The 19677-nt window shown below is 53.7% G+C and carries 18 protein-coding genes; 16 read left to right on the top strand and 2 right to left on the bottom strand.

Going from position 1 to position 19677, the window contains the following annotated elements; all coding sequences use genetic code 11:
* Positions 1 to 41: 41 nt before the first annotated feature.
* From NNL21_RS06410 to NNL21_RS06400, 3 genes are all read left to right on the top strand, one after another.
* Entirely contained in the window at positions 42 to 1253 is a 1212-nt protein-coding gene (locus NNL21_RS06410; RefSeq protein WP_204816566.1) for an exonuclease SbcCD subunit D, read from the top strand.
* Positions 1250 to 4735: an AAA family ATPase gene (locus NNL21_RS06405; protein WP_204816565.1), complete on the top strand. Its 3486-nt coding sequence runs from the start codon at positions 1250 to 1252 to the stop codon at positions 4733 to 4735. Before NNL21_RS06410 ends, NNL21_RS06405 begins: the two co-directional genes overlap by 4 nt.
* A gap of 171 nt (positions 4736 to 4906) precedes the next feature.
* Positions 4907 to 5527, top strand: a complete 621-nt coding sequence (locus NNL21_RS06400) for a hypothetical protein (RefSeq protein WP_204816564.1) — start codon at positions 4907 to 4909, stop codon at positions 5525 to 5527.
* 204 nt (positions 5528 to 5731) lie between these two features.
* On the opposite strand, the gene NNL21_RS06395 is transcribed toward NNL21_RS06400, so the two are convergent.
* Together NNL21_RS06395 and NNL21_RS06390 are read right to left on the bottom strand one after the other, a co-directional pair.
* The gene (locus NNL21_RS06395; protein ID WP_204816563.1) at positions 5732 to 6214 is read right to left on the bottom strand and encodes a C40 family peptidase; all 483 of its coding nucleotides are present in this window, start codon (positions 6212 to 6214) and stop codon (positions 5732 to 5734) included.
* 498 nt (positions 6215 to 6712) lie between these two features.
* Positions 6713 to 6970, bottom strand: a complete 258-nt coding sequence (locus NNL21_RS06390; protein WP_204816562.1) for a hypothetical protein — start codon at positions 6968 to 6970, stop codon at positions 6713 to 6715.
* A gap of 442 nt (positions 6971 to 7412) precedes the next feature.
* Here NNL21_RS06390 and NNL21_RS06385 point away from each other — a divergent pair, with 442 nt between their 5' ends.
* The 13 genes from NNL21_RS06385 to NNL21_RS06325 all read left to right on the top strand — a co-directional run bounded on the left by NNL21_RS06385 (position 7413) and on the right by NNL21_RS06325 (position 19639).
* Positions 7413 to 7754 carry a histidine triad nucleotide-binding protein gene (locus tag NNL21_RS06385; protein WP_204816561.1) on the top strand — a complete coding sequence of 114 codons (342 nt, stop codon included), beginning with the start codon at positions 7413 to 7415 and terminating at the stop codon, positions 7752 to 7754.
* Positions 7755 to 7879: 125 nt separating this feature from the next.
* Entirely contained in the window at positions 7880 to 8053 is a 174-nt protein-coding gene (gene rpsU, locus NNL21_RS06380; protein ID WP_046230300.1) for a 30S ribosomal protein S21, read from the top strand.
* A 15-nt stretch (positions 8054 to 8068) separates the two neighbouring features.
* On the top strand, positions 8069 to 8512 hold the full coding sequence (locus NNL21_RS06375; protein WP_204816560.1) for a GatB/YqeY domain-containing protein: 444 nt from the start codon (positions 8069 to 8071) through the stop codon (positions 8510 to 8512).
* Positions 8513 to 8797: 285 nt separating this feature from the next.
* Positions 8798 to 10600: a GH39 family glycosyl hydrolase gene (locus tag NNL21_RS06370; RefSeq protein ID WP_204816559.1), complete on the top strand. Its 1803-nt coding sequence runs from the start codon at positions 8798 to 8800 to the stop codon at positions 10598 to 10600.
* A gap of 168 nt (positions 10601 to 10768) precedes the next feature.
* On the top strand, positions 10769 to 12130 hold the full coding sequence (locus NNL21_RS06365; RefSeq protein ID WP_256555065.1) for an NfeD family protein: 1362 nt from the start codon (positions 10769 to 10771) through the stop codon (positions 12128 to 12130).
* Positions 12131 to 12165: 35 nt separating this feature from the next.
* Complete coding sequence (floA, locus tag NNL21_RS06360; protein ID WP_305880632.1) at positions 12166 to 13158, top strand: flotillin-like protein FloA; 993 nt, start codon at positions 12166 to 12168, stop codon at positions 13156 to 13158.
* A gap of 48 nt (positions 13159 to 13206) precedes the next feature.
* Positions 13207 to 13686, top strand: a complete 480-nt coding sequence (locus NNL21_RS06355; RefSeq protein WP_204816558.1) for a YqfB family membrane protein — start codon at positions 13207 to 13209, stop codon at positions 13684 to 13686.
* Positions 13687 to 13879: 193 nt separating this feature from the next.
* Positions 13880 to 14158, top strand: coding sequence for a sporulation protein YqfC (yqfC, locus tag NNL21_RS06350; RefSeq protein WP_204816557.1), 279 nt, complete (start codon positions 13880 to 13882; stop codon positions 14156 to 14158).
* A gap of 33 nt (positions 14159 to 14191) precedes the next feature.
* Positions 14192 to 15385, top strand: a complete 1194-nt coding sequence (gene yqfD, locus NNL21_RS06345; protein WP_204816556.1) for a sporulation protein YqfD — start codon at positions 14192 to 14194, stop codon at positions 15383 to 15385.
* Between the two features lie 6 nt (positions 15386 to 15391).
* Positions 15392 to 16360, top strand: coding sequence for a PhoH family protein (locus NNL21_RS06340; protein ID WP_204816555.1), 969 nt, complete (start codon positions 15392 to 15394; stop codon positions 16358 to 16360).
* A gap of 215 nt (positions 16361 to 16575) precedes the next feature.
* Entirely contained in the window at positions 16576 to 18780 is a 2205-nt protein-coding gene (locus tag NNL21_RS06335) for an HD family phosphohydrolase (RefSeq protein WP_256555064.1), read from the top strand.
* On the top strand, positions 18777 to 19274 hold the full coding sequence (ybeY, locus tag NNL21_RS06330) for an rRNA maturation RNase YbeY (RefSeq protein WP_204816553.1): 498 nt from the start codon (positions 18777 to 18779) through the stop codon (positions 19272 to 19274). The genes NNL21_RS06335 and ybeY overlap by 4 nt, the downstream gene beginning before the upstream one ends.
* Positions 19274 to 19639, top strand: coding sequence for a diacylglycerol kinase (locus tag NNL21_RS06325; protein ID WP_204816552.1), 366 nt, complete (start codon positions 19274 to 19276; stop codon positions 19637 to 19639). The genes ybeY and NNL21_RS06325 overlap by 1 nt, the downstream gene beginning before the upstream one ends.
* The last annotated feature ends 38 nt before the right edge of the window (positions 19640 to 19677 follow it).

Below are 19677 nucleotides of genomic sequence, written 5' to 3'. Positions count from 1 at the left end.
GTACAATAGCGAGCCGTCCGCGCGGTATGGGGGGAAAGCAAGTGCGTATTTTACATACGGCAGATTGGCATTTCGGGCGGAGCCTCGAGGGTAGAAGCCGATTGGAAGAGCAGGCTGCCTTCGTGGATGAGCTAACGTCCATCGTAAGGGACGAAGCAATTGATCTGGTGCTCCTGGCCGGCGACGTCTACGATTCGGTGAATCCGCCCGCAGCCGCAGAGCAGTTATTCTATGAGGCCTTGTCACGGCTTGCCGATGGCGGCAAGAGGACGGTTGCGGTCATTGCGGGCAATCATGACCATCCTGAACGGGTAGCGGCGTCTGCTCCGCTCGCAGCCCGCAGCGGCATACGGCTCGTTGGCTTGCCGACGGATGAGACCTTAGTGGTTGATTGTGCCCGGACCGGTGAGCGCGCGATTATTGCGGCCCTTCCGTACCCTTCCGAGTCGCGGCTGCGCGAGCTGCTGAGCGAGGAGACGGATGAAGCGGCGCTGCGCAGCGCGTATTCGGAGCGTGTGGGTGCCCTGATGACGCGGCTGGGCGGATCCTTCCGGCCAGACACGATCAATTTGGCGATGAGCCATATCTATGTGCTCGGAGGCTTAGAGACCGACTCGGAACGTCCGATCCAGGTGGGCGGCGCCTATACGGTCGATCCGTCGGCGCTGCGCTGCGGCGCTCAATATGTAGCGCTTGGCCATCTGCATCGACCGCAGCGGGTCGCAGGCGACGATTCGATGCGATATAGCGGCTCGCCGCTTGCTTACAGCTTCTCCGAAGCAGGCCAGGCGAAATCGGTTACCGTATTCGACGCGCAGCCGGGGCAGCAGGTCGCTCCGCGTGAAATTCTGCTCGCGAGCGGACGTCCGCTTGTCCGCTGGCAGGCGAAGGGCGGCTTGGAGGAGGTATACCGCTGGATCGACGAAGGCCGCGATGCCAGAGGCTGGATTGATCTGGACATCTGGATGAAGGAGACGATGACGCTGTCGCATATTCAACAGCTCCGGAAGCTTCACGAGGGTCTTATCCATATTCGCCCCGTTTATCCGGAGATGGCGAAGAATGACGAGGAGGGCGGACGGCCCCGCGAGGAGCTGCCTGCAGAAGAGCTGTTCCGCCGCTTCTTCGCCAAGCAGACCGGAGGAGCGGAGCCCGATGCGGAGACGGTGCAGCTGTTTCTGGAGCTGATTGCGGAGGAAACGGGTGAATCCGCGGCGACCTATGAGACGGCGGAAGGAGGGGAAGGCGAATGAAACCTATTTTACTGCGTTTAAGCGGATTGCAGAGCTACCGTGCGATGCAGGAGGTCGACTTTGGGCGGCTATGCGAGGCTGGCGTGTTTGGCATATTCGGATCGACCGGGAGCGGCAAATCAAGCATTCTCGACGCGGTGACCCTAGCCTTGTACGGCAAGGTGGAGCGGGCTGCGAATGGGACGCAGGGCATTATGAACCATGCGGAGAAGCAGCTGTCCGTTGGCTTTACCTTCGAGCTGTCCGGCTCCGGGGAGCATCGGCGCTATCGGGTCGAGCGCCAATTCAAGCGAGGCGGCGACGTTTCGGTCAGCAATACGCTGAGCCGATTCGTCGAGGTTACGGGTGACGGTGAAATCGTATTGGCCGACAAGCTGTCCGATGTAACCCGCTGCGTGGAGGACCGGATCGGGCTGAACATGCAGGACTTTACGCGTGCTGTCGTCCTGCCGCAGGGGAAATTTGCGGAATTTCTGTCGCTGACGGGCAAGGACCGGCGGCAGATGCTCCAGCGGCTGTTCCGTCTGGAGCGGTTCGGCGATGGACTGGCGCTGAAGCTGAACCAGCGCATGAAGGCGGCGGAAGCCGCCTTGAATGAGGCCGTGGCCGAGCAGCACGGCCTCGGCGACGCTTCTGCCGCCGCGGTCGATGCGGCGGCGGAGCGCCACCGCGAAGCGGCAGCCGCGGCAGCGGCCGCGCGTGCTGCGCTCGCGGAAGCCGAGCGGCTGCACGCGGAGCGGCTGCACGTGCGCGAGCGTCAGGAGGCGCTGCGCGCGAAGGAAGCGCTGCAGGCGAAGCTGCTCGCGGATGCGCCGCGCATTGCGGAGCGCGAGCGGGAGCTGCAGCGCCTGTCGGCGGCCGAGCGGCTGGTGCCCGCGATGGACGCCGCCGAAGCGGCCGAAGCGGCGCTGCGCGCTGCCGCTTCCCGCCGCGAAGCAGCAGGGCGGGCGCATGCCGCCCTGCAGGAGGCGGCCGCCGGGGCCGCCGCCGCATTGGCTGCGGCGAGCGCTGAAGCGGCCGCGGCCGAGCCGCGCTTGGCGCAGCGGCTCGAACAGCTTGCGGGCGCGCAGCGGCTCGAAGGCGAAGCCGCCGCGCTTGCCTCAAGCGTGGAGGGCGGCGAGCGCCGCCACGCGGACGCCGCCAGCCGGCAGCTTAGCTTTGGCGAGCAAGCGGCCAAAGCGGAGGAGACGCTCGGCCGTGCCCAGGCCAAGCAAGGCGAACTGAAGGCAGAGCTGAAGAAGACCGAGCTTGCCGTGGATGAGAGAGAGCGGCGCTCTGCGCTCGCTAAGCGTCTGATCCAGCTCGGCTCGCTCCGCGAGCAGCGAGTGAATGCGGATCATGAAGCTTCTGGGCAGAAGGCGGCTTTAGCCCGCATCCGCGATGCTCACGCAAAGGCGGATTCAGCTAGAGCGGATGCCGCGACGGCACTGCTCTCCGCATTGAATTCGCTGAACCCGATCCGGCAGGACCTGCGCGTTCTGGAGCATTCCCTCCAAAGAGCTGGGGACAGACTACCTGCGCGAATAGAGCAGGCTCGAATCGAGTATCGCGAGCAGCAGCGGATGCTGCTTGCCGCGCAGCTGTCAGAGGGGCTGGAGGATGGCACCCCATGCCCGGTATGCGGCTCATGCGAGCATACGCGGCTGCATCGCGGCAGCGATGAGGAAGAGAAGCAGCGTCTTGTCAGTGCAGATACCATGACGGACTGGGAGAAGCTTCAGCAGCGGACTCAAGGGCTGCTGCTGAAGCTATCGCCGCTCCGGAGCAAGGCAGACGCTGCTTACGAACGATTAATCGAATCGTTATCGGCCATGGATCCAATGAAGCAAGGGCTGGGTGCAGAAGAGGCATGGCAGCTGGAAGCCGCAGCCGGAAGGGAAGAATCGGCTCTTGCGATTAAGGGCCGGGATGAACAGGAGCAGGATCTGGACAACCGCGCATTAACGGCTTTTGATACCTTGCTTGACACCTCGCTCTATACATATACCGCACTCGAGCAATCCTTTGCTGGATTAGAATCGGGAATCGGCCGTTTGCGCACAAGCTTCTTGGAGGCACAGCGAAGCTGCGAGTCAGCGGCCGGCGAGCTGCGTTCACAGACGGCGGTCGAACGCAGCGCACATGACAAGGCTGTTCAGCTTCAAGCTGCAGAGGCCGATGAACTGTTGCAATGGAAACAGCAATTCGGCGAGGAGCTGCTCCCCGAGCTGGCACAGCAAACCTTAGACGAATATGAGCGGCGTGAGAATGCCGCGCATGAGCTGCGCGTAAGGCTGGACAAAAGCGTGACGTTTATCGATGACACGAACAAGCTTATCGCAGGCCACCGGTTAGAGCAGCAAACGGCTCAGTTGGCTGTAGTCGAGCTAGCTGCCAAGCTGGACAGCCAGAAGGAGCAGCTAGCCGAGAAAAGGGTGCAGCTGCATGCATTAACCGGCGGTTTGCCGGCAAGTGAGCTGCTGGCAGCAGCCGAGAAGGAGCTGGAGGAGCTTCGAACGCGTCTACAGCGTCTGAAGACCGGCAGCGAGTCCGCGCAAGCAGCGCTGCAAGAAGCGGCTGAGCTGCGAAGCGCCGCCGTGGAAGGCGAACGTTCAGCCACAGAGCGGCAGAACGAGACGGCTGCCAGTTGGATAGCCGCGCTGGAAGCATCGCCATTCACATCGGGGGCAGAAGTGGCGTCGTTGCGGATCTTGCTGGCACAGCAGGAGGCGATCGCGGCTGAAATTGCCCGTTTCCGTGAAGAGGAACAGCAATTGACGGCTCAAATCGAGCTGCTGCGCGACCAGCTAGCCGGTCGCACGGTTACGGACGATCAGTGGGAGCAATGCTTGAATGGATTTACGCAGGCCCGCGAGCTCAACGAAACGGCGCTTCAGACGGCCGCTAGAGCGGATCGGGATCTAGAAGAGCTGAAGACGAAGCAAGAGCGATGGATGCAGCTGGAAACCAAACGGACGTCGATGGATGCCCTTTGCGGCCGTCTCAAGTCGCTGCAAACCGTATTCCGGGGCAATGCGTTCGTAGAATATGTTGCGGAAGAACAGCTTGTCCAGGTATGCCATGCTGCATCCGAGCGGCTGGGTTATTTGACGAAGCGCCGCTATGCGCTGGAAGTAGATTCTGGTGGAGGATTCGTCATCCGCGACGATGCGAATGGCGGTATTCGCCGTCCCGTATCGACATTGTCAGGGGGAGAAACCTTCCTGGCTTCTCTGGCGCTGGCGCTTGCGTTATCCGGTCAAATTCAACTGCGGGGCAAGTACCCGCTGCAATTCTTTTTTCTTGACGAAGGGTTCGGCACGCTCGATCCGGAGCTGCTGGACACGGTCATTACCGCATTGGAGAAGCTGCATACGGACCGCCTCTCCGTCGGCGTCATTTCCCACGTGCCGGAGCTGCGCGCCAGGCTTCCCCGCCGCTTGATCGTCACCGCTGCCGAGCCATCAGGACTCGGGAGCGTCGTGGCGTTGGAGACGATGTAAAGGCCTATTACAGAATGCAATAGGTAGACCAAGGGCAATTGTACGAATATCGACATTGCTTCTTCGCATAAAAAACGGTAACTTTAATACTAGTCAAGCCAAGTTCAAGATCAATATGATCATCATTGTCCGGGGAGCAGCTTGCTTCCCATTCTATGGAGGGAATTGTTTGTGGAGCAGCAGCAGCAGCCGAAACGTTCGTTTTTCGTTCCGGCCCTTCTTCTTTTAATTGTAATAAGTGTAACCGTCAATGTTATTCTGTACAGCAAGTCAATATCGCGTGCGCAGGAAGACCGGGTACAGAGAGGTCTGGCGATCGCCAGCATGGGGAATAACGCGAAGCTTCATTTTCAGTCTGTTCATGCAGGAGTCCAAGCCTTGCTTGCCGGGAGCGATATGGCCAGCCGACTAGCCGCAAAAAGTGAAGTGTCTGCAGCATTCCATCATGCGGCAGATGTAGCTTCATTCCTCCATGAGGCGGAAACCACCAGCGGACAACCATTCACCGCCGCCAAACGTGATGCCGCGACGTTCACTTCGCAGGTCGAGCTGTCTCTGCAGCAGCTTGGCAATCATGAAGGGGCGCTGAATGAGGCGGAACGCCGGTATTTGCAACAATTGGATGCGGTATATGCGAAACTGAAGGAAGCATCCGATCCGATTGATTTCGGGGAGGTAACCAAACCCGCGGCGATGACGATACAAGCCGGAGGGACGTGGGTCGAGATCGGCACCAAGCTGTTCGAAATTATGAATGAACCGGAGAACGTGGTGTTCAAAGGAGAGAAGTAAGAAGATTCTGCAGGGGAACAGAAAGAAGCTGAGGCCTCCATTTTGGGGGCTCAGCTTCTTTTCTATATATTCACCTAACGCCGCCATTCCCGATTCCCGCATTCGGTAGATGTGTGCAAGGGGATCCGAAGAAAGGCAGCAAAAAGTGCCCTCTCAATTGAGGGGGCACGTTGCTTAATCATGAAAGAGGATAGTGAATGGGGACTATAAGGAAACGCGGCGGGCGGTGACGTATTTCGTTTTCCAGTACGAAGAGTTCATATTGGCGACAATAACGCCCTTGCTGCTGGAGCTGTGAAGAATTTTACTGTTGCCGGCATAAATAGCGACATGACTGATGCTCTTCCCATTCGTCTTGAAGAATACAAGATCGCCAACGCTTAAATAACCTTTGGCTACTGGCTTGCCGACTTTCGCTTGCGCGGAGGCCGTCCGTGGAAGCTTCACACCGTTTAGCTTAAAGATGTACTGGCTGAAAGAGGAACAGTCGAACGAAGACGTTACACCGCTTTGGGAGCCTAACTTATAGGGTGTTCCTATGTATTCTTTTCCGGTGGATAGAAGTTTGACTGTTTGTTCGGTCGCTGCTTCCGTTTTGTGGGAAGCTCCAAAGGCTAAGGCCGAGAAGCCGATTGTTGTACACAGGCTCGTGATGACAAATTTCCGAAGAAGGTTTTTAATTCGCATATGTCCTTGTTGTCCCTCCGTTTGCTTGTTACTGAATCGATTTGAGTCTAGTATAGCATGGTAAAATTCCCTTTTTATTTCCACAAAGAGTGAAAAGTGAGGGAGAGCAAAAGGTTGCAGCAATTTATGAGATTTTCATTAGAATACTCTCATTTTAGTTTCGTTCTTTATGAGAATGGGTTAATAAACCAATTTCCTTGTAAAATAATAGTTAATTTACCCCTGCAAAAAGTTATTCCACCGTACATTTATCCCCCTATACACTTTCCCTCATTATGCGGAACTATGTATCAAGACAACCCATATAAGTAATGGGATGGGTTTGGTCAAATTTCTGAATAGCAGGCTCGGAAGAGGGCAGCAGCCTATTTTTTATGCGGCCAGGCGCCATTCGCCCACAGGCGAATATCATGAAAAGAGAAGAAAGAGAAACGAGAGAACGCCGCACAACTTCATCTTACGGTGTGAGTCACCAAGAAGAGGTGACGAGTTTACTAATTATTCATAGGAGGTACCTGCTTTGGAGAAAAAAGTCCATACATCTCCGGTTGCCAAAATGACAGCAACGCCAAACGCGGCCTTGCAGCCAGCGGCAAACAATTCAATAGCAAACAGTCCAGCCGCGAACAGCCCAATGGCGAATAGCGCTATGCCTAATAGCGCCATGCCGAATAGTCCAGCGGCCAATAGTCCGATGCCGAATAGTCCAATGGTCAATAGTCCGATGCCTACCGGCCCAATGGCCAACCAACCCATGGATAAGCATGAGTTAAAAAAATGGTGCAGGGATCATATGCATCGTTATGTGCTCGCCCACACGAAAGATGGTTGGTGCTGCGATGGATTCGTAGAGCACATCGACGATGAGATGGTCTGCATCGCCGTTCCTTGCTGTCCTGGATGGGATCCTCGCGGATTTTCGCCATTTACGCCTATCCATCCTTATCCGCCGCTCTATCCTTATCCTTATTTCCCTCGCCGCCGCTTTGTGCGACAGGCGTTTCCGCTTGCTGCCCTTCTCGGTTTGACATTGCTTTCCTTCTATTGAATTCATCTGTTCCAATTACTGACGCCGGCCAAGCTAGATTGCCGGCTTCTTTTACAGTTGGACGAGCCCTTTGTTTTTCGTTATGATGATAGTAATCATCATTACATGAGCTGACGTTTTTACGGAGGCATCGTTTGGGAGGATAAGAGGATGGATTGTATTTTTTGTAAAATCATCGAGGGCAGCATTCCTTCTAAGAAGGTGTTCGAGAACGAGCGAATTATCGCGTTTCATGATATTCAGCCCGCTGCGCCCGTACACATTCTGATCATACCGAAGAAGCATATTCCAACGATGAACGATGTTGCCGCTGAGGACGACGCACTTGTCGCAGAGATCTTCACCGTCGCACGTCAGATTGCGAAGGAACAAGGAATTGACGAAACGGGCTACCGTCTTGTCAATAATTGCAACTCGGAAGGCGGACAAGTCGTTTACCATCTGCATATCCACCTGCTTGGAGGCAAGAAACTGTCTACGCTCGTCGGATGATAAAAAAATGGTTGAAACGAGTGCCGTGTCCAAGTTGACACTGCCTTTCGTTATGACATATAATGTAGTTTGATAAACCGTGTATGTACTTCTTGGACGGTCTGTTTCGGAGGGAGGGAAAACTGGTGTCTGAAACAAAAGTTAAGAAAAACGAGACAATCGATTCTGCACTCCGCCGCTTCAAGCGTTCCATCGCGAAGGATGGCGTATTGGCCGAGGTGAAGAAACGCAAGCATTATGAAAAGCCTAGTGTCAAGCGCAAGAAAAAGTCCGAGGCTGCGCGTAAGAGAAAGTTTTAGGAGGATCCTTCCACAATGAACCTTAGCGAACGATTGAACGACGATATGAAGCAAGCGATGAAGGATCGGGAGAAGTTCAAATTGTCCGTGATTCGGATGATACGTTCATCTATCAAGAATCAGGAAATTGATTTGAAGCGTCCTCTTGATGACAACGAAGTCCTTGATATTCTAAGTCGTGAAATCAAACAACGTAAAGATTCCCTCCAAGAATTTGAAAAAGCCGGCCGCGACGATCTTGCGAAAGATATCGCCGCAGAAATTGAAATTATTAGTGTATACCTGCCCGTACAGCTGACCGAAGAAGAGATCAAAGAGATTGTTCAGCAGACCATCCAGGAAACCGGTGCTTCTTCGAAAGCCGAGATGGGAAAAGTCATGACCGCCCTGATGCCGAAAGTCAAAGGGCGAGCTGATGGTAAACTAGTAAACACGCTCGTGCAGCAATTTCTGCAATAACATAGGCTGACAGCCAAACACTCCCTGTCCGGGGAGTGTTTTTTCGGTTATATGCAGCTTGTTGTACGGCGACCGAGCCATTAGATGTACGATGTCGTCAAGCGGCGGCTGAATTAAAGCTAGCTTTTTCCGATGAAAGGTAAGAAATGTCACTCCAATCCCCTTTATACTAATTAATGTTAGAAACACTGACCTGCAGAGATGTCTTCATACCGCCAAGAGAAATGAAAGCGGTTTCGGATTCGAGAAGCAAGTAAGGTCAAAGCTGACAAAGGAGTCTATTGCATGTGGGGATTTAAACAGATTTCACTGGGGATAGCGGCTGTTATTATCATTATTTCAACTGTGGTAGCAGCTATTAATTTCAGAGCTGGAGGCGACAAATCCATGGAAGCACCTAAAAAAGCACCTGTGCAAGCACCGGAGGATGCTAGCGGAACCAAGCCTGCCGATCCGCCGCAGGATAAGGCAGCGGTGCGAATCGATCTGTCTAAGCTTGGGGATCCGCTGGAAAACAAATTTACGGATTTGAACCAGTGGGATTTACAGATGGACTGGGCAGACTCTGCAAAGGGACGTCCTAGCGACTATATCAGGACGCACTATCCGTTCGTCAAGCGCGTGCAGTTTATGACCGCGACTGGAGGCACGGACAATATCGATCTGTTCGAGGATCCGGCTGACCGGGAGAATCTGACCGATTATAACTTTAGCCGGCTGACCGATGCCTTGCAGCATGTGATCGATCAAGGTTTGAAGCCCTATATTGTGACGGGCAATGTACCGCTCAAATATAGCTCGGTGCCTCATATCGGAAGCTTTGGCGTCAATGTGCGTCCGCCGCAAGACTATGACGTTTATTATCGGTATATGAAAGCAATGGCAGATGAAATCGTATCCCGCTTCGGCTTGAACGAGGTCCGCACCTGGACCTGGCGGGTTCTGACCGAATACGAGAATGGGGATTGGTTCAACAACTTAAGCCCTGAAAGTTCTATGGAGGCTTATTTCAAACTGTATGACTACACGGTGGCTGCTCTGGAGGCCTCAATTGGTGCAGAGAATCTGTATATCGGTGCTCATAGCATGACCAATGGAGAGGGCTTATGGGATGAACGGTCGTTTATCGACCATGTTGCTTCCGGAACGAATTATTATACCGGCAAGAAGGGAACCCAGCTCGATTTCTTGTCCTTTTCGTATTACGATAATTTTCCGGGCATGTTGTCCGGAAACAGCCTTGAGCAAAACATGCGGCTTCTGCGTGACCGGGCGGAGGCAAACGGGCTGTCCGATTTGAAGTACGGGGTGGAAGAAGGGAGGATCCTGGCAGGCTCTGACCGAAAGGAGCTCTTCCCAAGAACCGTCGCTTCAAGCTTCCAGTCTTCCAGCGATGCAAAGCTGTTTAAGCATATGCATGACATTGATCTCGATTATTTCTCGACCTGGTATTTGAACACGGAACGGATTTGGGGAGAGTCTGCAGGCGTTGATCCAGTGGGGACCCACTTGGCCAATCTGGTCTACCGGATGGAAGGGGCCAGCAGAGCTGCGGTTCAGGTCTCCGGCTCAACGGTGAATACATCCAATGAAGTAGACGGCATTGGAGGCTATCAAGCATCGTCCAATACCGCCCAGTTTCTGATATACAATTACAATCTTGACCAGAAAGCAGATGTTAGCGAGCCGGTCACCATTATTCTCGATAATGTTGAAGCCGTAAGCGGAGATAAGGTAGCGGTGAAGCAATGGATTATCGACGATGAGCACGGCAACTTCTGGCCTGCATGGCAAGCCTATCTGGAGGAGCAGGGTGCAACCTCGAATCAATTCGGCAATTGGTCAGTAGACTCATGGACCGCTGGCAGCAATTTAACGGATGAGAAGCTGAGGCAATACTGGTATGACCATGTGAAGGAATATCAAGGGCTCGCGAAGCTGGAACCTGATGAAACGACAGCAGTAATCAAGGATAATCAGCTTCGCTTTACGCCGACGCTGGCGCCGCATGCCGTGATGTATTATGAGATTACAGGTGTAAGGCCTTCGGCTAAACAATCGATCTCTGAAGTATCCGACCGCCCGTGATGGGCGGTTTTTTTCTGAATAAGACAGTAATTGAAACGTAGCGTGTTATACTAACGTATATAGGATTGTGGCTGATCTGTGAACGGGCTGGGCCGTTAGCAGACCGGCAAAGTTTGTACGAGAATTCGTAAGAGAATGCTCCACAAAAACAGATAAGGAGGGGCAGATGTGAAGCGAGCAGGAACAAAGGCTTTAAGGGGTTGGCTGGCGGCCTTATTTTTAATGGTCAATGTGATGTTTGCGGCGATTCCAGCGGTGTCAGCGGCGGCTGAGCAACCAGGCGAGGTTGGACCGGCAGTGTATATCATCCGGGCCGAGCAGACGGTTGAATCCGGTCTCCAGTCTCATCTGGAACGAGCGTATGCGGAAGCGGAGGAGGCTAAGGCCGAACGAATCGTGTTGGTGCTGAATACCTTCGGGGGACGTGTTGACAGTGCGGAGGAAATCGGCGAACTGGTGCGGTCAAGCAAAGTGCCGACGATTGCTTATGTTCAAGGGAAAGCTGTCTCAGCCGGCACCTATATCGCGCTAAACGCGAAGGAACTGGTGATGGAACCAGGCAGCACGATCGGAGCGGCAGCCGTTGTGGACGGGTCTGGCACGCTGATCGATAACCCCAAGACCATATCGTATTGGACCACAACTATGATGACAGCGGCAGAATTGAACGGCAGAAACCAGGACATTGCCGCCGCGATGGTCAATACCGACGTAGTGGTTGAGATGAAGGAGATCGGACGAACGAAGGAAAAGGGTGACATCCTGACGTTGTCCGCAACTGAGGCGGTGAAGGTGGGTTATGCCGAGTATACGGCGAACTCAGTAGAAGATCTGCTGAAGCAGGCAGGCTTGTCGGAACGAACCGTCATTGAAGTGAAACAAACCGCAATGGAGCGGATAGCAGAATTTTTGACTTCTCCGGTCATGAAGACGCTGCTGCTCATCATTGGCATCGCTGGAGTGGCCATTGAACTGATCGTCCCTGGATTCGGGCTGCCGGGTATTATTGGCGTGATTGGCTTCGGTCTCTATTTCTTCGGCCATTACATCGCAGGCTTTGCCGGCATGGAGGACGTTATTCTGTTCGTGCTGGGGATTGCCCTGCTGGTCAGCGAGCTATTCGTACCGAGCTTTGGTATTCTCGGCATATTAGGAACCGTGTCGCTGATTGCGGGAATTGTCATGGCTTCGCCTAATGCCGAGAGTGCTCTGCTGTCGCTGGTCGTTGCTCTAGTAGCGGCGGGGATCATCGTTTTCTTCATTGCGAGACGATTCAAGCATCTAGGCGTGTGGAACAAATTCATATTGAAGGACAGGATGACGACGGAGGAAGGCTACGTATCGAGCAGCAACAAATCTGAGCTTCTCGGTAAAGTCGGCGAAACATTGACGCCTCTTCGACCAGCAGGTACCGTTCGAATCGATGAAGAACGGATCGATGTCGTCACCAACGGTGAATTTATCGCTGCCGGCATACAGGTTGAGGTTGTAATGGTTGAAGGAACACGTGTTGTTGTGAGACAATGTTAGAATTAGGAAGACAAACAATTGCTGGAGGGGTTTAGATGACTTTGGATCCAATGATATCCATCTTGATTATTGCAGTTCTTGCCATAATCATCTTGTCTGTGTTTTTAAGTTTCTTCCCGATCATGCTCTGGATTTCCGCGCTGGCGTCGGGCGTACGTGTAGGGATTATTACACTTGTCGCCATGCGCCTGCGTCGAGTCGTTCCGAGCCGGATCGTGAATCCGCTCATTAAAGCGACCAAGGCCGGACTTGGGCTGACGATTAACCAGCTTGAGAGCCACTTCTTGGCCGGCGGTAACGTCGATCGTGTCGTTAATGCCCTGATCGCCGCTCAGCGCGCGAATATCGCACTCGTGTTCGAACGCGCTGCAGCCATCGATCTGGCAGGGCGTGACGTGCTTCTGGCGGTTCAGATGAGCGTTAACCCGCGTGTTATTGAAACGCCAATCGTTGCAGCAGTAGCTAAGGACGGTATTGAAGTAAAAGTAAAGGCACGGGTTACGGTACGTGCCAATATTGAACGTCTCGTCGGGGGTGCCGGTGAAGAAACAATTATCGCGCGCGTCGGGGAAGGCATTGTTACGACGGTAGGTTCCTCGAATTCCCATAAGGATGTCCTGGAGAATCCGGATATGATCTCCCGCACCGTGCTTGGTAAAGGTCTGGATGCCGGTACAGCATTCGAAATCTTATCCATCGATATCGCGGATGTCGATGTAGGCAAGAACATTGGCGCCCACCTGCAAACCGAGCAGGCGGAAGCCGACAAGCGGATTGCACAGGCAAAAGCCGAGGAACGCAGAGCGATGGCTGTAGCCCAGGAGCAAGAGATGAAGGCGCGTGTTGTGGAAATGCGTGCGCTTGTCGTCGAATCCGAGTCGCAGGTACCTCTTGCCATGGCTGATGCTCTGAAGAGCGGTAAGCTTGGCGTAATGGATTATATGAACCTGAAGAATATCGAAGCGGATACTCAAATGCGCAGCTCGATTAGTAAACCGGAAGGCTCTGTGGACAAAGAGGATCATTAATTCATCTCGGGTCGCACGTGAGCATGATTGTTGCCAGGAGGTGAAAGCATGCGTGAGTTTATCGAGTTTATTACGAATAATTTCTTTTTCGTAATCCTCGTGGTTGGTTTTATATTCTCGTTATTTTCCAAAATGAAAAAGGGCGAGCCTAACCGCAGAATGCCGGATTTCGGCGGAGCGGGAACTCCCGGCTTGAACCGTCCTCGACCGGCTGCTGCCGAAGTACAGCGCAGTGAGGAACAACTGGAACCGGAGCGTCCGGTTTACACCACTTCATTCCAAGATGCGAAGCCGGTTGACCGTGATTCGGAGTATTCGTTTCAGACATCCTATGCGGCTGAACGTGCTCCTGCTAAGCCCGCGTCAGCAAGATCCATCCCGTCTGCCGCGGTCAGAAACGCGGAGGGCTCGCGTGAGCAGGGAGTACACTCCCTGAAACTCTCGAGCCGAGACGAGCTGGCCAGGGCCGTTCTAATGGCCGAAGTACTTGGGCCGCCAAGAGCTAAGAAACCGTTAAACCGCCGATAAACGAATACCTGTTGGGTCAAAGCCGATGAAGCAGTTATAACTGCTTCATCGGCTTTTTTGTCTTACCTTGCAGCTTTGCTTGAGGTGAAATCCGCTCCTGACTTGTAAATTCATCACCCGAATCTGCAGTGTCTCATATTTCCAGAGTTTCCCGCATAGTTTGGTACAGTACGGGAAGGGGGCTTCTGCTCATATGGGCCGCATAAACCGCAGACTGCGCAAAATGGCAGCCGATTTGTTCGACTTGCCGCAGGACGTCGTATTCGATTTGCCAAGGCTGACGATGATTGGAGACCGCCAGCTATACATTGAGAACCATCGCGGCGTGCTGCATTTCTCCAGCGACAAGCTCCGGCTGGCGTTAAGCAAGGGAGAGCTGGAAATCACGGGGGACGGGCTCATCATCCGTACGATATGGACAGAAGAAGTGTTTGTAGAAGGTCAAATCAAGCATATCGAGGTCCGTGAATAAGGGACATTCGTTACTGTATAAGGGGGAGAAGGCATGAATGCCTCGTGGTTGCAATGGGTACGCGGAATCGTCACGATTCGGGTGCAGGGTGAAAGACTGGAGGAGCTCGTAAACCGGGCGCTGGCGAGCGGACTGCAGCTGTGGTCCATTAGCCGGACAAGCGAGGGCGGGCTTGTTTGCAATGTGGCTGTAGGCGACTTCTTTCTCCTTCGGCCGCTGCTAAAGGAGACAGGCTGCCGCCTGCGTATCGTATCGCGCCGCGGAATGCCTTTCTGGTTCAAAAAGCTGGAGAAGCGTGTCTTCTTTGGGGTAGGTCTTATTCTTTTTTTCATCGGCATGTACATGCTCTCTTCGCTCATTTGGACGATTGAGGTGAAGGGGAATGATTTGCTGTCTGAAGAACGGATTTTACAGGTGGCCAAGCAGGAGGGGCTGTATCCGTTTCAGTGGTCATTTCGCTTAACACCCACAGAAGAGCTGTCCAAGCGGTTGGCGCAGCAGCTGCCCGGTGCCGCATGGGTTGGCGTGGAGAAGCGGGGGACCAAAATTACGATTCAGGTCGTGGAAACGACCAAGCCGGCGCCACAGCCCCTGCTCAGCCCCCGTCATCTCGTGGCATCTACGGACGCGGTCGTTACGGATATACAGGCCGAGACGGGGAGGCCTGTCGTCAAGCGCAACACAAGGGTGAAGATGGGCGATGTGCTCATCTCCGGCATTCTAGGCGATGCGAACAATACCCGCACCGTCGTTGCCAAGGGGGATGTCAAGGGGCTGGTGTGGCATGAGTACAATATCGTCTCCCCTCTAGAGAGGAAGGTTAAGGTGTATACCGGAGAAACGCGTACTCGCTGGTATGCGGTAATCGGCGGAAGGGCGCTGAAGGTAAGCGGATTCGGAAAGCCTCCTTACGAGAAGTTTGAGACGATCCGTCATATGGAACAGACGACCTGGCGTACGCGAAAGCTGCCGGTCGGGCGAATGAAAGAGACGATATGGGAGGTTCGGGAAGAAACCATACCGGTTACTCCAGAAGAAGCGAAAGCAGCGGGTTTACTGCAGGCGCGGGCAGATATTATCGCCAAGACCGGACCTAAAACGATCGTCCGCGCGGAAAACATTTTGCATGAAAAGACGGACAATGGTAAAGTTTATATGAAAGTGCTTTTTGAAGTGGAACAGTCCATCGTGACTGAAAGGCCGTTAGTTCATATGCAGGGAGAATGAACATTTTTGCACAATGAGACGAAGGTAGTGAAGATTCCGCTGGAAAGCGGTGCAGAAGGACTGGCGCTGTTCGGTCCACAGGACAAGTATTTGAGGCTTGTACAGGAACAGATGAGTGCGGACATTATGTCCAGGGAGGCGGAAATTACGATTTCCGGACCCGCCGGGGATGTCGATTCCCTCGAACAGCTGTACACGGTTTTGCAGCAATTATTCAGAGGCGGCTATACGGCAACCGAGCGTGATGTCATGTATGCCCTTGAACTGGCGAAGACGCTTCAGGCAGACCAGCTGCTGGATTTGTTCAAGGCGGAGATCACATCGACGTACAAGGGAAAACCGATCCGCGTCAAGACGATCGGCCAACGTCACTATGTGAAGACGATTAAGAAGAAGGACATTGTATTCGGAATCGGTCCGGCCGGTACGGGCAAAACGTACCTAGCGGTTGTGCTTGCCATCGCGGCTTTGAAGGAAGGCTCCGTGAAACGGATCATGCTGACGCGGCCGGCTGTTGAGGCAGGGGAGAATCTCGGATTTCTGCCCGGCGATTTGCAGGAGAAGGTGGATCCTTACCTGCGCCCGCTGTATGATGCGCTGCATGACGTGCTCGGTCCGGATCAGACAGCCAAGGCTTTCGAGCGCGGGCTGATTGAGGTGGCACCGCTGGCTTATATGCGGGGCAGGACGTTGGACGATTCTTTCATCATTTTGGATGAAGCGCAGAATACGACGCCGGAGCAGATTAAGATGTTCCTAACCCGTCTAGGCTTCGGCTCGAAGATGGTTATTACCGGCGATGTCACGCAGATCGATCTGCCCAGAGGACGCAAATCCGGGCTTATCGAAGCTAGCCGGATTCTCAAGGACATCGAGGAAATCGGATTCATATTATTCTCTGAGCAAGACGTCGTCCGTCACTCGTTGGTTCAAAAAATTATTATGGCGTACAACGCTTTTGAAGAAAACGCGTGAGTAAGGCCCTAGCCTGGGCAGCTGATGCTAGCCTTGGTGCAGCAGGGGTCTTTTGAATGTAACATCCATAAGCGGACTCGCCCTGGCATAATCAGGAGTAACCCATAGGGCAGTCTGTAACCTTTGGCATCCCCCCTTATCGTTCCGGCGTGATATTCACCGGATTCAGCTGCAGATAAGCGAAGGGGATGACTCAGGAGGAGGGGATGATAACCATGTCAACTGGATGGAAGCACAGCCCAGCCGTCCGCTGGGTGCTGCTGCTTCTGTTTGTCTTATTATTTTACTTCAGTCTTGCGCCGCACCTGCTGCCGAAGACGTATGACATTGAGCCCGGTAAGCCGAGCGACCGTGACATTACAGCGCAAGGTCCCAGCGAAGATAAGAAAGCAACCTTGGAAGCGCAGGAAGCGGCTGCCGAACGGGTTGAGCCGATTTATTCGATCGTCGCCCTGCGCCCCGAATCGCTGCTGGAGCAGCTCTTTACAAGACTGGAGCAATTGAATCAAGACGACCAAGTAACAGAGCAGAGCAAGGTCAATATTTACCGGAATGAAATTCCGGAATCCTATACGAACTTCATTGCTAATTTCGTTCAAGCCAATCGCGGAGACGAGGCCTACAACGATACGCTTCTCGAAGAAATATCCAATATGGTCAAAGCTCAAGCCTACCGAATCCCGGAGGAGACCTTCTATAAGCTTCCATCGCTAAGCGGCACACAATTGTCGGACATGCGCAAGGTTGGAGTTGATATTGTCCGTAAACTGATGGGCGATCCACTTCGTGAAGCGGAGACCGCGCGAACTAAGGTGGCGGAGCTCGTTAATGCCAGCTCGCTGTCCGAACGCAAGACGCGGGAAATCGTGCAGGAACTCGCCAGGTTCGCCTTAATGCCGAATAAATTTCTGGATAAAGAAGCGACCAATGAAGCACGCGTCAAAGCAAGAGAGAATACTCCGCCAGTAGTTATTAAGCAGGGCGATGTGATCGTGCATAAGGGCGATATGGTAACGAAGGAAGTATACGATAGGCTGTCCGGTCTGGGTTTGCTGCAGGATAAACGATCGTATTTGCCGCAGCTCGGTCTGCTGCTGCTATCGATCTTATTCCTGCTAGTTATCTATAGCTATCTGGAGAAGGCGTCCAGCATGAGCGACGACGCTAAGAACCGCTACAATAACGCTCAGCTGGCCATGCTGTGGGTGATCTTCCTTCTTAATGTGCTCGCGATGCAGATTGTCGCGCTGACACAGTCAGAATCGATGCCTTATGTTGGCTACCTGGCTCCAACGGCAATGGGCACGATGCTTATCGTGATGCTGCTAGACGTTCAGCTGGCTATGGTCTGTTCCTTCCTGTTTGCAATATTAAGCAGCATCATATTCAATATGAGTTCAGGTCGTATATTCGATTTTAATTACGGCTTTATGACGGCTGTCATCTCATTCGCTGCGATATTCGCCATTCATCGGGCGAGTCAGCGGTCCACCATTCTCAAGGCCGGCATTATGGTCAGCCTGTTCGGCTCGGCTTCGGTGCTCTCCATATTGTTGATTGGCGAACTGCCCGGCAAGACTGAGATAATCGCAACGGTGGCTTTCGCATTCGCCGGAGGCTTGCTTACGGCGATACTCGTCATTGGCTTGATGCCATTCTTCGAGGTCTCCTTCGGGATCCTGTCGGCGCTTAAGCTGGTTGAGCTGTCGAATCCGAACCACCCGCTGCTGCGCAAATTGTTGACGGAGACGCCGGGTACCTACCATCACAGTGTAATGGTCGGGAATTTATCCGAGGCTGCCGCGGAGGCGATCGGTGCCAACGGTTTGCTATGCCGCGTCGGATCGTTCTATCACGATATCGGCAAGACGAAGCGCCCAAGCTACTTCATTGAGAATCAGTCCAATATGGAGAATCCGCATGATTCCATCGATCCGATGCTGAGCAAATCGATTATTGTCGCACATGCGCGCGACGGCGTGGACATGCTGAAGAGCCACAATATACCGAAGCGGATCCGCGATATAGCCGAGCAGCATCATGGGACGACGTTCTTGAAGTTTTTCTATTACAAAGCATTGAAAGAAGCGGAAGCAGCCGGTGAGCAGCCGGACTTCACGGAAGACGATTTCCGGTATCCGGGACCCAAAGCGCAATCCAAGGAAGCGGCCATTGTCGGGATTTCCGATTGCGTGGAGGCCGCAGTCCGGAGCTTGCGCAATCCGACCGTGGAGCAAATCGAATCCATGATCAACAAGATCATTAAGGACCGGCTCGACGACGGTCAGCTTAGCGATTGCGATTTGACCTTGAAAGAACTGAACAAAATTGCACAAATCTTAAAGGAAACGGTAATAGGCATCTTCCATTCCCGAATTGAGTATCCGGAAGATGTGAAACCAAAGGAGCGGCTGGCATGAGTTTGCAGTTGGAATGGAGCAATGATCAAGACCGAATCACGATTCCGGATTCCTATATGGAGCGGCTAAAGCAGCTGCTCGATATAGCGGCTGAAGCGGAAGGGATTACCAAAGGCGATGTGGCGCTCACATTCGTCGACGACGCGGGCATTCATCAGTTAAACCTTGAGTACCGGGGGATCGACCGTCCGACGGACGTTCTCTCCTTCGCGATGCAGGAGGAAACCGACGAGGAGCTGGACATCTTGTATGAGGTGGAAAGCGAGGACGAGGCTTTCCCCTTCGAAGGGATGCTTGGGGACATTATTATTTCGGCTGAGCGGGCGAAAGCGCAGAGTGAAGAATACGGGCATTCACTGGAGCGTGAAATCGGATTTCTGTTCGTTCACGGATTTCTGCATCTCATCGGTTACGACCATGGAGACGAGGCGAGTGAAGCTGTCATGACGGAGAAACAGGAAGCCGTCCTGAGCAAGGCAGGCTTGTCCCGCTAATGCAGCGGTTTTTCCATAACGTTGGTTACGCAGTGACCGGGATCATACACGCGGTCAAAACGCAGCGGCATATGAAGTTTCATCTCGTAGCCGCGGCCGTGGCTTTAACAACCGGGGCGGCCTGTCAATTATCACGGGTGGAATGGATCATTCTCATTCTTGTCATCGCAATGGTCATTGCGGCTGAGCTGCTCAATACGGCAGTCGAGGCTGTTGTCGATCTGGCAAGTCCGGATCGGCATCCGTTAGCCAAGGCAGCCAAAGACACGGCAGCGGCAGCTGTCCTGGTAACAGCAGTCGCCGCTGTGGTGGCCGGACTTCTGTTGTTCGGCCCCCGTATCTGGGAAGTTGTAGGCGGAGGCTGAAAGGCAGCCAGAGCTGCACACTATGGCATAGTTGGAGG

Source organism: Paenibacillus mendelii, from assembly GCF_024498075.1.
GTDB lineage: Bacteria > Bacillota > Bacilli > Paenibacillales > Paenibacillaceae > Paenibacillus_Z > Paenibacillus_Z mendelii.
Note: the sequence above shows the minus strand (reverse complement) of the source record. Positions and strands in the feature narration are given on the sequence as shown.

What these genes read in the sequence shown, in the direction of transcription:
- NNL21_RS06405 (WP_204816565.1), top strand. Translation starts at nt 1,250, where the DNA reads ATGAAACCTATTTTACTGCGTTTAAGCGGATTGCAGAGCTACCGTGCG.
- NNL21_RS06395 (WP_204816563.1), bottom strand. Translation starts at nt 6,214, where the DNA reads ATGCGAATTAAAAACCTTCTTCGGAAATTTGTCATCACGAGCCTGTGT.
- NNL21_RS06390 (WP_204816562.1), bottom strand. Translation starts at nt 6,970, where the DNA reads ATGGGTTGGTTGGCCATTGGGCCGGTAGGCATCGGACTATTGACCATT.
- NNL21_RS06385 (WP_204816561.1), top strand. Translation starts at nt 7,413, where the DNA reads ATGGATTGTATTTTTTGTAAAATCATCGAGGGCAGCATTCCTTCTAAG.
- NNL21_RS06375 (WP_204816560.1), top strand. Translation starts at nt 8,069, where the DNA reads ATGAACCTTAGCGAACGATTGAACGACGATATGAAGCAAGCGATGAAG.
- NNL21_RS06370 (WP_204816559.1), top strand. Translation starts at nt 8,798, where the DNA reads ATGTGGGGATTTAAACAGATTTCACTGGGGATAGCGGCTGTTATTATC.
- floA (WP_305880632.1), top strand. Translation starts at nt 12,166, where the DNA reads ATGACTTTGGATCCAATGATATCCATCTTGATTATTGCAGTTCTTGCC.
- NNL21_RS06355 (WP_204816558.1), top strand. Translation starts at nt 13,207, where the DNA reads ATGCGTGAGTTTATCGAGTTTATTACGAATAATTTCTTTTTCGTAATC.
- yqfC (WP_204816557.1), top strand. Translation starts at nt 13,880, where the DNA reads ATGGGCCGCATAAACCGCAGACTGCGCAAAATGGCAGCCGATTTGTTC.
- yqfD (WP_204816556.1), top strand. Translation starts at nt 14,192, where the DNA reads ATGAATGCCTCGTGGTTGCAATGGGTACGCGGAATCGTCACGATTCGG.
- NNL21_RS06335 (WP_256555064.1), top strand. Translation starts at nt 16,576, where the DNA reads ATGTCAACTGGATGGAAGCACAGCCCAGCCGTCCGCTGGGTGCTGCTG.
- ybeY (WP_204816553.1), top strand. Translation starts at nt 18,777, where the DNA reads ATGAGTTTGCAGTTGGAATGGAGCAATGATCAAGACCGAATCACGATT.
- NNL21_RS06325 (WP_204816552.1), top strand. Translation starts at nt 19,274, where the DNA reads ATGCAGCGGTTTTTCCATAACGTTGGTTACGCAGTGACCGGGATCATA.